This window comes from Actinophytocola sp., from assembly GCF_036402745.1.
GTDB lineage: Bacteria > Actinomycetota > Actinomycetes > Mycobacteriales > Pseudonocardiaceae > Actinophytocola.
Window position 1 is genome coordinate 1 of the sequence record NZ_DASWSJ010000378.1, and the last position, 13,283, is coordinate 13,283.

16 protein-coding genes are annotated in these 13,283 nt (G+C 72.5%); 9 read left to right on the forward strand and 7 right to left on the reverse strand.

The genetic code is table 11. From position 1 onward, the window contains the following. Positions 1-16 precede the first annotated feature (16 nt). Positions 17-625 carry a PadR family transcriptional regulator gene (locus VGD70_RS33190; protein WP_331088440.1) on the reverse strand — a complete coding sequence of 203 codons (609 nt, stop codon included), beginning with the start codon at positions 623-625 and terminating at the stop codon, positions 17-19. Between the two features lie 54 nt (positions 626-679). Between VGD70_RS33190 and VGD70_RS33195 the strand changes: the two genes are divergently transcribed. Further along, positions 680-1,867, forward strand: coding sequence for an FAD-dependent oxidoreductase (locus VGD70_RS33195; RefSeq protein WP_331088442.1), 1,188 nt, complete (start codon positions 680-682; stop codon positions 1,865-1,867). 80 nt (positions 1,868-1,947) lie between these two features. Here VGD70_RS33195 and VGD70_RS33200 read toward each other — a convergent pair whose 3' ends face one another. Next, complete coding sequence (locus tag VGD70_RS33200; protein WP_331088444.1) at positions 1,948-2,142, reverse strand: hypothetical protein; 195 nt, start codon at positions 2,140-2,142, stop codon at positions 1,948-1,950. After that, positions 2,142-2,279, reverse strand: coding sequence for a hypothetical protein (locus VGD70_RS33205; RefSeq protein WP_331088446.1), 138 nt, complete (start codon positions 2,277-2,279; stop codon positions 2,142-2,144). The genes VGD70_RS33200 and VGD70_RS33205 overlap by 1 nt, the downstream gene beginning before the upstream one ends. Before the next feature lie 155 nt (positions 2,280-2,434). On the opposite strand from VGD70_RS33205, the gene VGD70_RS33210 reads away from it, so the two are divergent. The 5 genes from VGD70_RS33210 (at position 2,435) to VGD70_RS33230 (ending at position 8,066) form a co-directional block, all read left to right on the forward strand. Next, on the forward strand, positions 2,435-3,442 hold the full coding sequence (locus VGD70_RS33210; protein ID WP_331088448.1) for a methyltransferase: 1,008 nt from the start codon (positions 2,435-2,437) through the stop codon (positions 3,440-3,442). 134 nt (positions 3,443-3,576) lie between these two features. After that, on the forward strand, positions 3,577-5,565 hold the full coding sequence (locus VGD70_RS33215) for an AfsR/SARP family transcriptional regulator (RefSeq protein WP_331088450.1): 1,989 nt from the start codon (positions 3,577-3,579) through the stop codon (positions 5,563-5,565). A gap of 160 nt (positions 5,566-5,725) precedes the next feature. Further along, positions 5,726-6,559: a hypothetical protein gene (locus VGD70_RS33220; RefSeq protein ID WP_331088452.1), complete on the forward strand. Its 834-nt coding sequence runs from the start codon at positions 5,726-5,728 to the stop codon at positions 6,557-6,559. Between the two features lie 186 nt (positions 6,560-6,745). Beyond that, positions 6,746-7,372: a sensor histidine kinase gene (locus tag VGD70_RS33225; RefSeq protein WP_331088454.1), complete on the forward strand. Its 627-nt coding sequence runs from the start codon at positions 6,746-6,748 to the stop codon at positions 7,370-7,372. 22 nt (positions 7,373-7,394) lie between these two features. Next, a complete protein-coding gene (locus VGD70_RS33230; RefSeq protein WP_331088456.1) occupies positions 7,395-8,066 on the forward strand; it encodes a response regulator transcription factor in 672 nt (223 codons plus the stop codon). Between the two features lie 72 nt (positions 8,067-8,138). Here VGD70_RS33230 and VGD70_RS33235 read toward each other — a convergent pair whose 3' ends face one another. The 4 genes from VGD70_RS33235 to VGD70_RS33250 form a co-directional block, all read right to left on the reverse strand. Continuing rightward, complete coding sequence (locus VGD70_RS33235; RefSeq protein ID WP_331088458.1) at positions 8,139-8,807, reverse strand: hypothetical protein; 669 nt, start codon at positions 8,805-8,807, stop codon at positions 8,139-8,141. A gap of 132 nt (positions 8,808-8,939) precedes the next feature. Further along, a complete protein-coding gene (locus tag VGD70_RS33240; protein WP_331088460.1) occupies positions 8,940-9,449 on the reverse strand; it encodes a hypothetical protein in 510 nt (169 codons plus the stop codon). Continuing rightward, the gene (locus tag VGD70_RS33245) at positions 9,446-10,111 is read right to left on the reverse strand and encodes a response regulator transcription factor (protein ID WP_331088461.1); all 666 of its coding nucleotides are present in this window, start codon (positions 10,109-10,111) and stop codon (positions 9,446-9,448) included. Before VGD70_RS33245 ends, VGD70_RS33240 begins: the two co-directional genes overlap by 4 nt. Beyond that, positions 10,108-11,301, reverse strand: coding sequence for a sensor histidine kinase (locus VGD70_RS33250; protein ID WP_331088463.1), 1,194 nt, complete (start codon positions 11,299-11,301; stop codon positions 10,108-10,110). The genes VGD70_RS33245 and VGD70_RS33250 overlap by 4 nt, the downstream gene beginning before the upstream one ends. Before the next feature lie 161 nt (positions 11,302-11,462). On the opposite strand from VGD70_RS33250, the gene VGD70_RS33255 reads away from it, so the two are divergent. From VGD70_RS33255 to VGD70_RS33265, 3 genes are read left to right on the forward strand one after another with little or no spacing between them, the layout of a single operon-like run. After that, positions 11,463-11,963, forward strand: a complete 501-nt coding sequence (locus VGD70_RS33255) for a DUF1707 domain-containing protein (protein WP_331088465.1) — start codon at positions 11,463-11,465, stop codon at positions 11,961-11,963. Next, positions 11,960-12,496, forward strand: coding sequence for a hypothetical protein (locus VGD70_RS33260; RefSeq protein ID WP_331088466.1), 537 nt, complete (start codon positions 11,960-11,962; stop codon positions 12,494-12,496). Before VGD70_RS33255 ends, VGD70_RS33260 begins: the two co-directional genes overlap by 4 nt. Next, positions 12,493-13,281 (forward strand): ABC transporter ATP-binding protein, encoded by a 789-nt coding sequence (locus tag VGD70_RS33265; protein WP_331088468.1) that lies wholly within the window; start codon positions 12,493-12,495, stop codon positions 13,279-13,281. Before VGD70_RS33260 ends, VGD70_RS33265 begins: the two co-directional genes overlap by 4 nt. Positions 13,282-13,283 lie beyond the last annotated feature (2 nt).

A 13,283-nucleotide genomic window follows, 5' to 3' on the forward strand; every position in this document is an offset into this window, starting at 1 on the left:
ATCCCGGGGAGGCGGACTAGCCGCCCTCCAGCTTCTCGGCGATCGCGCGGATCCACTCCTCGGACCACGTGAGCTCGCCGGAGCGGAGGGCGGCGACGACACCGTCGATCCACCGCAGCTCGGCGCGCCGCACGGCCAGCAGGTACTCGTCGTCCAGGGTGAACAGGCGCGGGAGGTCGGGCACGGACGCGACCTCGGCCTCCTGCGTCGCGATCTCCGCCTCCAGCGCGGCCGCGCGCTGCGTCAGCTCGGCCAGCACGTCCTCGGGGGCCAGCACCATCAGCGACGCCAGCGCGGCCGGGAACTCGGGGAACTCCCGCGCCGGCGCGCCGAGCATCCCGCGGGTCCAGGAGCGCAGCGCGTCCCAGCCCGCCTCCGTGATCTCGTAGACCGTCCGCTCCGGGCGCCGCTCGTCCCGCGAGGTCTCGCGCACCGCGATGAGCGACGTGCGCAGCAGCCGGTCGATCGTCTGGTAGACGCTGTTGCGCGCGGCCACGTTGGCGATCTTGTCCTTGCCGCGCTCCTTGATCATCTGCTGCATCCGGTACGGGTGCATCGGCTCCTCGGCGAGCAGTGAGAGCAGCACCAGCGCGAGCGGGGAACGTCGATCGGAACTCCTGGCCACGGCCGCCACCCTAACCACCCTTGCGCGAGCAGTCATTTTATGTATAGTCATACTATGACTATCAAGGCACTCATCATCGGCGGCGGCGTGGCCGGGCCGGTCACCGCGATGGCGCTGAAGCAGGCGGGCATCGACTCGACCGTCTACGAGGCGTACGACCGGAGCGCGGACGGCGTGGGCGCGTTCCTCACGCTCGCGGTCAACGGGCTGGCCGCCCTGCGCACGCTCGGCCTCAGCAACCTGGTGCGGGACAAGGGCTTCGACACCCCGTCGATGGCCGCCGAGATGGACGGCAGGCGGCTGGCCGAGTTCTCCTTCGGCCAGCCGTTACCGGACGGCACGCGGAACCAGACCATCACCCGCGCCGACCTCTACGGCGCGCTGCGCGACGAGGCGGTGCGCCGCGGCGTGCCGGTCGAGTACGGCAAGCGGCTCGTCGCCGCGGAGTCCACTTCGGACGGTGTGCTGGCGCGGTTCGCGGACGGCAGCACCGCTCGCGGCGACCTGCTGATCGGCGCGGACGGCCTGCGCTCGGTCACCCGGGGAATCATCGACCCGAACGCACCGGCGCCGCGCTACGTGCCGCTGCTCAACGCGGGCGGCTACGCGCGGGGCGTCGCGCTGGCCGGCGAGCCGGGCGTGATGCACATGTTCTTCGGCCGGCGCTGCTTCTTCAGCTACGTCACCCGCCCGGACGGCGAGGTGTGGTGGTTCGCGAACCCGCCGCAGCCCACCGAGCTGGCCCCGAAGGACCTGGCCGCGATCACCCCCGAGCAGTGGCGGACGAAGCTGCGCGACCTGTTCGCCGGCGACGACTTCCCCGCGCTCGAGGTCATCGACGCGACCGGGCACATCTTCTCCGGCTGGAACACCTACGACTTCCCGAAGGTGCCGGTCTGGCACCGCGACCGCATGATCATCATCGGCGACGCGGCACACGCCACCTCGCCCGCGTCCGGCCAGGGCGCGTCGATGGCCATGGAGGACGCGGTGACGCTCGCGAAGTGCCTGCGCGACCTGCCGGAGGTCCCCCGGGCGTTCGCCGCGTACGAGAGCCTGCGGCGCAGGCGGGTCGAACGCGTGGTGGCGCAGGGCAAGCGCAACGGCGACGGCAAGGCGGTGGGCCGGCTCGGCCGGATGATGCTGCCGCTGATCTTCCGGTTCGTCGCGAAGGCCGCGCCGAAGCAGGGCTGGCTCTACGACCACCGCATCGACTGGGACGAGCCCGTCGCGGTGGGCTGAGCCGGTGGCGCGGGCGGACGCCGTTGGCCGCCCGCGTCACCCGAGAACCGCGGACACCCGGGAAGGGGCCACGGAGCCGGTCAGCGAGAGCCGGTCAGCGACAACCGGTCGGTGGAACCCGTCAGCGGCGGGCGGTCACCCGCGGAGCCCGTCGTGCAGGACTCGCACCGGGTCAGCTGCGGCCAGCCCTCGGGGCGGCCGCCCCACATCTGCCAGGCGACGCCGGCCAGCGTGCCCAGCACGCAGTTGTGGCACAGTCGGATCCTGCGGGCCATCAGTTGTACCCCCGGATGAGGTGATCGTCCGACGCGAGGTCGGCGGTGGTCGACGTCTGCTGCTGACCGGCCTCCCGCGCCGGCGCCCCGCTGCCGGCGGGCCGAACCTCGCGGCCACCTTGCGGCTGGTTGCTCATGCCTGCTCCCGTCTCTCAATGCCGCAAAGGTGAGATCCACCACTCGAGGACGGCTCAAGGGTGGGTCGGAACGGCCGGCCCGGACGGATCCTCGAGCGGGTCTCGAGGCGGCCCCCGCACCCTCGTCACCCCAGGGGAGGCGAGAGGAGCCCGCGGTGGTCACCGATCCGGTGGGACCGGCAGACCTCTACGAGGTGGCGACCGCGTTCTGGCAGTCGCGCATGGTCGCGGTCGCCGTGGAGCTCGACCTGTTCTCCGTGCTCGCCCCCGAGCCCGCCACGCTCGCCGGGCTGTGCGACCGGCTCCGGCTGCACCCGCAGCCCACCGAGGCGCTGCTGAACGGCCTGTGCGCCATGGGCATCCTCACCCTCGACGGCGACCGGTACCGCAACGGCACCACCGCTGACAGCTGGCTCGACCGCGCCAAGCCCGGCTACGCGGGCGGGATGTTCGCCCTCGCCGGCTGGCAGTTTCCACTGTGGACCCGGCTGCGCGCGCTGCTGGAGACCGGCGAGCCGCAGGGCGCCGACGCCGGGCTCGACTTCTGCCCGGACACCGTGGCGCTGCGCCGGTTCGTCGAGGCGGCCGACGCCCGGTCGGCCCGCTGCGGCCCCGCGCTGGCCGGCGCGCTCGACTGGACGGACGTGACCCACGTCGTCGACCTCGGTGGCGCGCGGGGCAACGTCCTCGCGGGCGTTCTCACGGCCCACCCGCACCTGACCGGCACCGCGTTCGACCTGCACGCCATGCGCCCGCTGTTCGACGAGCACGCGGCCCGCCTCGGCCTCACCGGCCGGCTGCGCTTCCGCGGCGGCGACTTCTTCGCCGACGACCTACCGCCGGCCGACGTCTACCTGCTCGGCCACCTGCTGTCCGACTGGGACGACGACCGGTGCGCGCACCTCGTGACCCGCGCCGCCGAGGCACTGCGGCCCGGCGGCCGGCTGCTCGTCTACGACACGCTGATCGACCCGGATCGCCCGCACACCAACGGAAACTGGGTGCACAGCCTCAACATCCAGCTCATCGGCCCGGCCGGGACACTGAACTCCACCGGCGACTGCACGGGCTGGCTGAGCGCGGCCGGACTCACCGGCGTCCAGGTGCGCACCCTGGTCGACACGGAGTCGCTGGTGATCGGCACCAAGCCGGACCGCGCCTGACAGCCCGGGCCACAACTCCGGTCGAACCGTGGTCAAAGAACGCTGACGACCTCCGATCCGCGACGCACCCGGTGTCACCATGTGTTGTCGGGAGAAGGCCACCAAGAATGTCGGGATCCGGGTCTGGAGTTTCCATGCAGAATCGTCACACTGGAGCAGAGGCCCCATCACTGTTACCCCTCCAGCTCGCCGGCGGACCGTCGGCCGAGACGACCCGCATCGAGCAGTCCCGCACCGAGTCCGCCAGCGCGATCACGCTCGGCCTGCTCGGCCCGCTGCTGCTCGCGCGCGGTGGCAGGGTGGTCACCCCGTCGGCACCGAAGCTGCGCCAGGTGCTGTCGCTGCTCGCGGTGCAGGCCAACTCGGTGACCCGGGTCGACCAGCTCGTCGAGGAGCTGTGGGAGGAGAGCCCGCCGCAGAGCGCGCTCACCACCGTGCAGACCTACATCTACCAGCTGCGCAAGCTGCTCAAGCTCGACGACAAGCCTGCCGACGGTCGCGCGATACCGACGCTGCTCAGCCACCCCGGCGGGTACATCCTGCAGCTGCCCGACCTCGACGACATCGACGCGAACCGGTTCGAGGCAATGGCCCGGCGCGGCCGCGCGGAGCTGCTCGCGCAGCGGACCGAGGCGGCGTCGGAGACGTTCCGCGAGGGGCTTTCCCTGTGGCGCGGCGGTTTCCTCGAAGGCGTGTCGACCGGGCCGCTGCTCTACTCGCACGCCACCCGGCTCGACGAGCTGCGCCGCACGGTCCTCGCCCTGCGCATCGAGGCGGACCTGCAACTGGGCCGGCACCAGGAGATCATCGGCGAGCTGACGAGCCTGGTCAGCGCCGAGCCGACCCGGGAGGACTTCTCCGCCAAGCTGATGATCGCGCTGTACCGCAGCGGCCGGCGGGCCGACGCGCTCGGCGTGTACCAGCGGATCCGCACCGCGCTGGTCGACGAGCTCGGCCTCGACCCGGCCCAGGAGCTGCAGCGGCTGCACCAGCTGATGCTCGAGGCCGACCCGGAGCTGGACCTGCCGGGCCTGCCCGCCGCGCCACCGCAGCAGCCGCTCCCGACCGTCCACATCGCACTCCCGGCACCCGCGCAGCTGCCGGCGGAGATCCCGGACTTCGTCGGCCGCCACCACGAGCTGGACGGGTTCAACCGGCTGCTCACCGGCCCGGACGCGCAGGGCCTGCGGGTCATCAACGTCGTCGGCAGGCCCGGCATCGGCAAGAGCACCTTCGTCGCCCGCGCCGCGCGGGCGGTGCGCGGGCACTTCCCGGACGGCCAGCTCTACGTCGACCTCACCGGCGGCGACGGCCGGCCGATGCCCACCCGGCACGTGCTGATCGGCATGCTCAAGGCGATCGGCGCGGACGAGGCCGACGTGCCGCACAGCGTGGCCGAGGCGGCGCTGATGTTCCGCAGCTGGACCGCGGACCGGCGGCTGCTCGTGGTGCTGGACAAGGCCAGCTCCACCGACACGCTGCGCCACCTGTTCCCCAGCGGCTCCGGCTGCGGGCTCGTCGTGGTCAGCCGGGTGCCGATGGACGCGCTGTCCGGCGCGGTCCGGCTGCGGCTGCCGCCGCTGTCGGTGGCCGAGTCGGTGCAGCTGCTGGCCAACACGGCCGGGGAGAACCGGGTGAGCCAGGAGCTCGACGCGGCCGAGCGGCTCGCGGAGCTGTCCGACCGGCTGCCGCTGGCGCTGCGGGCGATCGGCGCGAAGCTCGCCGGCCGGCCGGGCTGGCACCTGTCCCGGATGGTCGCCCGGATGACCGACGAGCGGAACCGGATGAACGAGCTGAGCTACGCCGGGTTCGACGTGTTCGGCCGGCTCGCCGAGGCGTACCAGACGCTCTCCGCCCGGCAGCGCTGGGTGTTCCGCCGGCTGGCCGCGGCCGACGGCGAGCTGCTCAGCACCGAGGAGATCGCCGAGCGGGTGAGCATGAGCGTGCCCGCGGCGCAGACCGTGCTGGACGAGCTGGTCGACGCCGACCTCGTCGAGGAGCGCGAAGGGGACGAGCCGGAGCCGCGCCACCACGTGCCGGCGCTGATCCGGCTGGTGGGCCTGTCCGGGATGCTCGGCAGTTCCTGGTGGCGCAACACCACTGGCCAGCAGTCCCCCGGCTGACCGGTTGGTCGTCTTTGCCTCTAGCTCGCGTCGAGCGGGTTTCATGTTCGGCTGCCTACCTTGGCCTACAGCGGGCCACTGTGGGTCGGCTGGCACGAGAAGAGGAACCGCTGTGCAGTCCGAGATGCGCGCGCCTGACGAGTGGCCAACCGGTCCAGCGGTGGACGCTGGCACGGACATCTCCGTGCTGGCGAGCGCGTTACCCGACCGGGACGGCCCGGCGCTGCGGCTGGGCGCGCGGGTGTTCCCGCTGCGGCGCTGGATGGCGCGGCGGCACGCGGTCGTCGGCGCCGAGGTGGCGGTGACCGCGAGCCTGCTCGACCAGCTGCCGACGGGCCCGACCGTGGTGATCGTGGTCGCGCCCGAGGTCGCCGCGGACACCGTCGTCGACCAGCTCCTGCCGGCCGCGCACGGGATGCTCGACGGTGCGCCGGGTGGCGCGCTGACCCTCGGTGTCGCGAGTCCCGAGGCGGTGCGGACGGGAAAGACCGCGGGGAAGCTCGCGATGTACAACCAGCACCTCGACGCGCTGCCCGAGGCGCTCGTCGAGGCTGTCGTCGCGGGCCGGCGGTGCGGTCTCGTCACCGCGCACGGCAACTGCGTCCTGCTGCTGCAGCACTTCGTCCCCGCGACCGCGTCGGCGGTCGTGCACGTGAGCCCGACCCGGCAGCGGCCGGTGCGCATCGACGGGCGCTGGGGGCTCACCGAGGCAAGCTCGCCCGCCGACACCTTCGAGGTCCCCGCGGACGGCACGACGATCAGCGAGAAGCTGGCGTGGAAGCCGACCGCGCACGTGGTCGCGCACGGCGGCACGCACACGGTGAGCCTGCCGGTCAGCTGGCGCTACCGGTACTCGCTCGGCCGTGGCACGGTCCGCCAGCTCGCGACGCTGTCCCGCAACGCCGCCGCGATCGCCGGCCGGCCGCTGTCGCTGGACGTGGCGCTGGGGACGCAGGGGCCGGTCGTGCTGCGCTGCCGGCCGACGACCGGCTGACGGCGCACTCGAAAACGCCCTGCTCCCGCTTCGAGGTGACCTCCAGGGTCGCGGCCAATCATCGGAGGGTAAGCGAACACCCGTGTCCAGTCGTCGGAGGTCACCGTGCCCCGCGCGCTCACCGTGGCAGAACATCGGCATCTCACCGGTTGCGAGACCGGTGTGTGCGAGCACTACCAGGAAATGGTGCGGCTGCGCCGTAACCTGCACGACGGCCTCGGGCCGGGGCTCGCCGGGATCATGATGCGGGCGGACATCCTGGGCCAGCTGATGACCGCCAACCAGGGTGCCGCCGAGGAGATGCTGCTCGAGCTGCGCCGCGAGGCGGCCGCGTTCATGACCGAGTTCCGCAGGGTGCTGGCCGACCAGAGCCCGGCTGAGCTGGACGGCAAGGACCTCGACGACGCGTTGCGGACGCTGGGCCGGCGGATGAGCCGGGCCACCGGCGGCACGCTGACCATAACGACCGACGTCGACCCGGCCGCCGCGGCGGTGGACCGGACGACGCAGGTCGCCGCGTTCTGGATCGCCAAGGAGGCGCTGACCAACGTCGTCAAGCACGCGAAGGCCAGCACGTGCACGATCCGCGTCCGCGTGGACGCCGGCCTGTGTCTGTCCATTGTGGACGACGGGGTCGGCGGCGCCGGGCTCGGTCACCAGGGCGTCGGCCTGACGTCCATGGGCAGCCGGGCCGCGGAGCTGGGCGGCTGGTGCGAGGTCAGTGACGTCGGACCGGACAACGGTCCCGGCGTGTCGGTCACCGCGCACCTGCCGGCGGCCCCGTGCCCCGCGCCGCGGCGGCCTGCCCGATGAGGCCTGCTGAGGAGGCCCTGCTGTGACAGCGAACATGGAGCTCACCCAGACGCGCGAGACCATCCGCGTCGTCATCGCCGACGACCACCCGGTGTACCTGTCCGGGCTGCGCATGCTGCTGGATCTCATCGGCGAGGTCGAGGTGGTCGGCGAGGCGCGGACGGGGACCGAGGCGCTGTCGGAGATCTACCGGTTACGCCCGCACCTGGCGCTGATGGACGTGAACATGCCGGGCACCAGCGGGATCGAGGTGACGAAGACGATCGCCACCCGCTGCCCCGACACGTCGGTGATCATGCTGTCGATGCTGGAGGACCGGGACACGTTCCTCGCCGCGATGCGGGCCGGTGCCCGCGGGTACCTGGTGAAGGGCGCGAGCTCGGAGGACATCGGCCAGGCCATCGGGACGGTGCGGCGCGGTGGGGTGGTGTTCGGGTCCGAGGTCGCGAACTGGGCGCTGGACTACCTGAACAAGCCGCGTGAGTCGTCGAAGCCGTTCCCCGAGCTGACCGACCGGGAACGGGCGGTGCTCGAGCTGGTGGCCGACGGGCTGGGCAACGCGTCGATCGCCCGGCGGCTGGGGTTGTCCATCAAGACGGTGCGCAACTACCTGTCGCGGATCTTCGCGAAGCTGCAGATCGCGGACCGCACCGAGGCGGCCGTGCAGGCGCGCCGGGCGGGTCTCGGCAACTGATCGCACGAACTCGCACGAACTCGCAGCGAAGGAGCCCGGGCCTGCGCGGCCCGGGCTCCTTCGCTGTCTGTCTCAGACCCGCACGGGCTCCGCGGTGTCCACCTCGGCCGGGCGCCGGGCGGCGATCATGATGGTGGCCACCAGGATCCAGAAGAAGCCGAGGAACCGGCCGATCGGGGTGAACAGCGTCATCTGGGAGACCAGCGCGGAGAACGAGGCGAGCATGCCGAGCCCGCCGATCACGATGCCGGGAACGGTCACCCACTTCGGCAGCCCGCTAGCCAGCGCGCCGGCGGCGATCATCGTGCCGAGCGCGGCGACGTGGATCGGGCCGCCGGTCCAGAAGGACAGCTGGTAGAGAAGTTGCGCGGACACGGCGTTGGTGGCGAGGTCCGTGCCCATGGCGACGTTGCCGGCGGCGCTGAACAGCAGCGTCGCGGCCGCGGTGACGCCGCCGGCGAGCACGAGCTCGGCGTTGGCGCCCCGGCGGCGCAGGTACCCGGCGAACGTGGCGGCGAACCACAGGAGGGCGATCCCGGCGAGGATCTGGAGCCCGGCGCCCTTCTCCAAAGTGGACGCCGACGCCTCGATGGACCTGCGGACGGTCTCCATGTCGTCGGTCGGTCTGGGGAACGCCACGTCGGACGCGCCGGGCACGAACGTTCCCGCCAACCAGAGGAGGACGAACACCACTCCGGTCAGCACCCCCAGCTCCCTGCGGGCGGGTTGCGTGGCAGTCATCGGAACTCCCTTTCAGCGACATGACCGTGGCCGGTCTCAGCCTGGCACCACGGCCTGACGACCGCCTCAACCCGCGGGAGGCTTCGGGGATACCGCCTCCGGCGTACCGCGGGGGTCCATGGGAGTAGGGAGCTAACGCCGCACGACGACGCGGCGGTCGGCGAGTGGGGCGTGGAGGGCGATCACCGCGTGCGGACCGTCGCCTATGGACACACCCGCGCAGCTGTAGCCGCCGTCGGGCGCGATGGAGACGCCCGGCGGTGGCGGCTTGGCGACGGTCCGGATCTCCACGTCGACGTGGTCCGGGTACTCGCCGAGCAGCCGGGCCTCGTCGCGCGAGCACGCCATGTCCACCACCGGGACGAACAGCGTCCCGCCGGTGCGGTCGGTGCGGAACGTGCCGGGGCGGCCGTGCCCGCCCGCGTCGACGCGCTCGGCCGGCACCTTCGGATACGCCTCCGGCGCATCCGCCCCGCCGGCGGACTGGGGCGCCCAGCGCAGCGTGGTGGTCGGGGCGGGGCCGTCGGCGGCCGCCGGGCGGGCGGGGGCGGCCGGGTCCGTGCCGCGCAGCAGCCAGGCGCCGAGCAGGACCGCCGCGACCGCCACCACGGCGGCGCCGACCGCCAGCCGGCGGCGGGTCATTCCGCCCAGCCGGGGCGGACGAGGCCGGACTCGTAGGCAAGGACCACCAGCTGCGCGCGGTCGCGGACGGCGAGCTTGATCATGGCGCGGGAGACGTGCGTCTTCGCCGTCGCCGGGCTGACCACCAGGCGGGCGGCTATCTCGTCGTTCGTCAGGCCCTCGCCCACCAGGGAGACGACCTCGCGCTCGCGTTCGGTCAGTACGTCCAAAGTGGACGACTCGGGGGCCTTCTTCGCGCGGGTGGCGAACTCGCCGATCAGGCGGCGGGTCACGCCCGGCGAGAGGAGCGCGTCGCCGCCGGCCACCACGTGGACCGCGCGCACCAGCTCGACCGGCTCGGTGTCCTTCACCAGGAACCCCGACGCCCCGACGCGGATCGCCTCGAAGACGTACTCGTCCTCCTCGAACGTCGTCAGTATCAGGATGTGCACATCGGACAGCGACGGGTCCGACGAGATCGTCCGGGTCGCCTCCAGGCCGTCCAGGCCCGGCATCCGGATGTCCATCAGCATCACGTCCGGCCGGTGCTCGCGCGCCGCCGCGATCGCGTCGTTGCCGTCGGCCGCCTCGCCGACCACCTCGACGTCCGCCTGCGCGTTCAGCAGCGCGCGGAACCCCGCCCGCACCAACGCCTGGTCGTCGGCCAGCACGACTCGGATCACGCCATCTCCCCCTCGGTCTTGCGCCCGGAACCACGCGTCGGCAGCGCCGCCGCCACCCGGAAGCCACCGCCGGGCCGCGGCCCGGCCGTCAGTGTGCCGCCCAGCGCCTCGGTCCGCTGCCGCATCCCGGTCAGCCCGGCGCCCGACCCCATCGTGTTGGTCGACCCGCCGCCGCGGCCATTGTCGTCGACCTGGATCCGCAGCTCCTCGGGCAGGTAGCTCAGCACGACCGTGGCCTGCGTCGGGCCCGCGTGCCGGTAGGTGTTGGTGAGCGACTCCTGCACGATCCGCAGCGCCGCCGCGTCGACCCCGCTCGGCAGCGGCCGCTCCTCGCCCTCGACGTCGAGGTTCACCGGCAGCCCGGCCTCGCGCATCCGCTCCAGCAGCCGGTCGAGCTGGCCCAGGCTCGCGACCGGCTGGCGGGGCGCGTCGCCGTTGCCGTCGACGTCGCGGAGCACGCCGAGGATGTTGCGCAGCTCGACCAGCACCTCCTTCGACGACTGCTTGATCGCCGACAGCGCCTGGCGGGCCTGCTCGGGCTGCTCGTCGATGAGGTGCAGCGCCACCCCGGACTGGACGTTGATCAGCGACACGTGGTGGGCGAGCACGTCGTGCACCTCGCGCGCGATGCGCAGCCGCTCCTCGCTCGCCTGCCGCTTGGTGACCTCGGCCTGCGCCGCCTCGGCCTGCGCCGCCCGCTCGTTGCGGGCCTTCACGATCTCCGCGATCACCAGGACCAGCGTGAGCCACGCGGCGGCGAACAGCCCCTGCGCGATGCCGAGGGTGTACTTGGCGGAGACGATGTCCATCACGACGAGGATCACCGCGACGCCCCACACCGAGCTCAGCCACGCGAGCAGCCGGGGCCCGTGCAGCACCGCGTTGAACACCGCCACCACCACGCTCAGGTACACCGGCCCGAAGACGGGGAACCGCAGCAGCAGGTAGGCGACGGTCACGACGACGACCGCGGCCAGCGTCGACAGCGGGTGGCTGCGCCTGCGCAGCAGGCAGAGCGGGCCGAGCAGGGTGAGCAGCACGGTGAGCGCGTCGAGGTGGCCGGTCTGGTCCTGGAAGTACGCGGCCGGGAAGGTCGCGCCCACCTGGACGATCGCGAGCGGGATCACGACCGCGTACGGCGGAAGTGTCGCCAGGAGCATCGGGCCCCTGGGCACGCGTGGTGCTGCCATGAGACGAACGGTAGATGACCCCACCTCGGGCCGGCAGCCAACGGGGCTCGAAATACTCCCCGGGGCGCAGGCGCGGCCTCCCGGGTCCGCCGTGCACGGTAGGCCGGTTCACCTCGCCTGTGCGACGACGAAACCCCCTGCTGAGGCGCACATTGGTCACCATGAACGAGAACCGGGAGTCGAAGTCCGTGACCCCCGCCCTGCGCGCCTCCGACGCCGAGCGGGAGCACGTCGCGAAGCTGGTCAGCGAGGCCGCCGGGGAGGGTCGGCTGACCCTCGCCGAGGCGGAGGAGCGGCTGGAGCAGATCTACGTCGTCAAGTACCGCGGTGAGCTGGAGAGGTTCACCGCCGACCTGCCCGCCGGGCGCGCCGCCGCGGCTGCCGGGCCACGGGCCTCGCTCGCCACGCGGGCCGCCGCGATGCCGAGCAGGCTGCGGGTGCACGCGGTCGTCGCCGTCGTGCTGTCGCTGTTCCTGATCATGCGGTTCGTCGCGTCCGGCGCCGAGTTCTTCTGGCCCGCCGGCCCGATGTTCCTGCTGTGGGGCAGCCTCGCCGTGCACGCATCGGTCGTGGCCCGCTCGAGCCGGGCCGGAGATCGATGGGTTCGTCAGCGCAGGACGCCACCATGGACGGGCAACGACGGCAGCGAGGGGCGGACATGAGCACGTTGACGAGCATCCGGATCAAGCCACTGCACGGAACGGTCCGCAACGTCTGGCAGATCCTGCACATCATGAGCGCGGTCGGCTGGCTCGGCATCCTGCTGAGCACGCTCGCGCTGTGCATGACGGGTCTCTTCACCACCAGCCAGGCCAGGGCCCACACGGCCTACGACGCCGCGGTGCTGATCGCCGACACGTTCTTCGCGCCGGCCACGCTGCTCACGCTGCTCAGCGGGCTCGTGCTCGCACTGGGCACCAAGTGGGGGCTGTTCCGCTTCTACTGGGTGGTCGTGAAGCTGGTGATCGGCCTCGCGCTGGTGGTCGCCGGCACGATGACGCTCGGCTCGACCATCGCCGAGAGCGCGGCCGCCGCCGGGTCCTGGCCGATGGAGTACGGCGCCAAGATCGGCCCGGTCGGCATGATCGCGGTCCTCGCCGCGCTGACCCTCGTCGCGCTCGTGCTGTCGGTGGCGAAGCCGTGGGGCCGGATCAAGAGCCGCACGCAAACCGCTCGAGCCCGGGAGTCGGCATGACCAGCACGACAAAGGACGCCGCGCAGGACACCATCACCGGCCTGGCCGCCCGCGCCGTCGGCGTCACCAAGGCCTACGGCACCGGCGCCACCGCGGTCACCGCGCTGGACGACATCTCCGCCGACATCCGGCGCGGCCAGTTCACCGCGATCATGGGCCCCTCCGGATCCGGCAAGTCCACGCTCATGCACTGCCTCGCCGGTCTGGACACAGTGGACTCCGGCGAGGTGTGGATCGGTGAGGTGCAGCTGGGCGGGCTGAACGACCGCGGCCTCGCGGACCTGCGCCGCAACCGGGTCGGGTTCGTGTTCCAGCAGTTCAACCTGCTCCCCACGCTCACCGCCGAGGAGAACATCACGCTGCCGCTGGCGATCGCCGGGCGCAAGCCCGAGCAGGCGTGGTTCGACACGGTGGTCGAGGCGGTCGGCCTGGCCGACCGGCTCACCCACCGGCCGAGCGAGCTGTCCGGCGGCCAGCAGCAGCGGGTCGCGTGCGCGCGGGCGCTGCTGCCCAAGCCGGACGTGATCTTCGCCGACGAGCCCACCGGCAACCTGGACTCGCGCTCGGGCACCGAGATCCTGCGCTTCCTGCGCCGGTCGGTGCAGGAGTTCGGCCAGACGATCGTGATGGTCACCCACGACGCGAACGCGGCGGCCTACGCCGACCGGGTCGTGTTCCTGCTCGACGGCCGGCTGGTGCACGAGCTGAACGACCCGACCGCGGACGAGGTCCTCGACACGATGAAGGCACTGGACTCGTTGGGGTCCGAACCCGGGACGAGGTAGTC

Excerpts from the sequence above, each read along its gene's own strand:
- VGD70_RS33200 (WP_331088444.1), bottom strand. The coding sequence starts at position 2,142 with ATGGCCCGCAGGATCCGACTGTGCCACAACTGCGTGCTGGGCACGCTG.
- VGD70_RS33260 (WP_331088466.1), top strand. The coding sequence starts at position 11,960 with ATGAGCACGTTGACGAGCATCCGGATCAAGCCACTGCACGGAACGGTC.
- VGD70_RS33250 (WP_331088463.1), bottom strand. The coding sequence starts at position 11,301 with ATGGCAGCACCACGCGTGCCCAGGGGCCCGATGCTCCTGGCGACACTT.
- VGD70_RS33195 (WP_331088442.1), top strand. The coding sequence starts at position 680 with ATGACTATCAAGGCACTCATCATCGGCGGCGGCGTGGCCGGGCCGGTC.
- VGD70_RS33235 (WP_331088458.1), bottom strand. The coding sequence starts at position 8,807 with ATGACTGCCACGCAACCCGCCCGCAGGGAGCTGGGGGTGCTGACCGGA.
- VGD70_RS33265 (WP_331088468.1), top strand. The coding sequence starts at position 12,493 with ATGACCAGCACGACAAAGGACGCCGCGCAGGACACCATCACCGGCCTG.
- VGD70_RS33255 (WP_331088465.1), top strand. The coding sequence starts at position 11,463 with ATGAACGAGAACCGGGAGTCGAAGTCCGTGACCCCCGCCCTGCGCGCC.
- VGD70_RS33240 (WP_331088460.1), bottom strand. The coding sequence starts at position 9,449 with ATGACCCGCCGCCGGCTGGCGGTCGGCGCCGCCGTGGTGGCGGTCGCG.
- VGD70_RS33205 (WP_331088446.1), bottom strand. The coding sequence starts at position 2,279 with ATGAGCAACCAGCCGCAAGGTGGCCGCGAGGTTCGGCCCGCCGGCAGC.
- VGD70_RS33215 (WP_331088450.1), top strand. The coding sequence starts at position 3,577 with ATGCAGAATCGTCACACTGGAGCAGAGGCCCCATCACTGTTACCCCTC.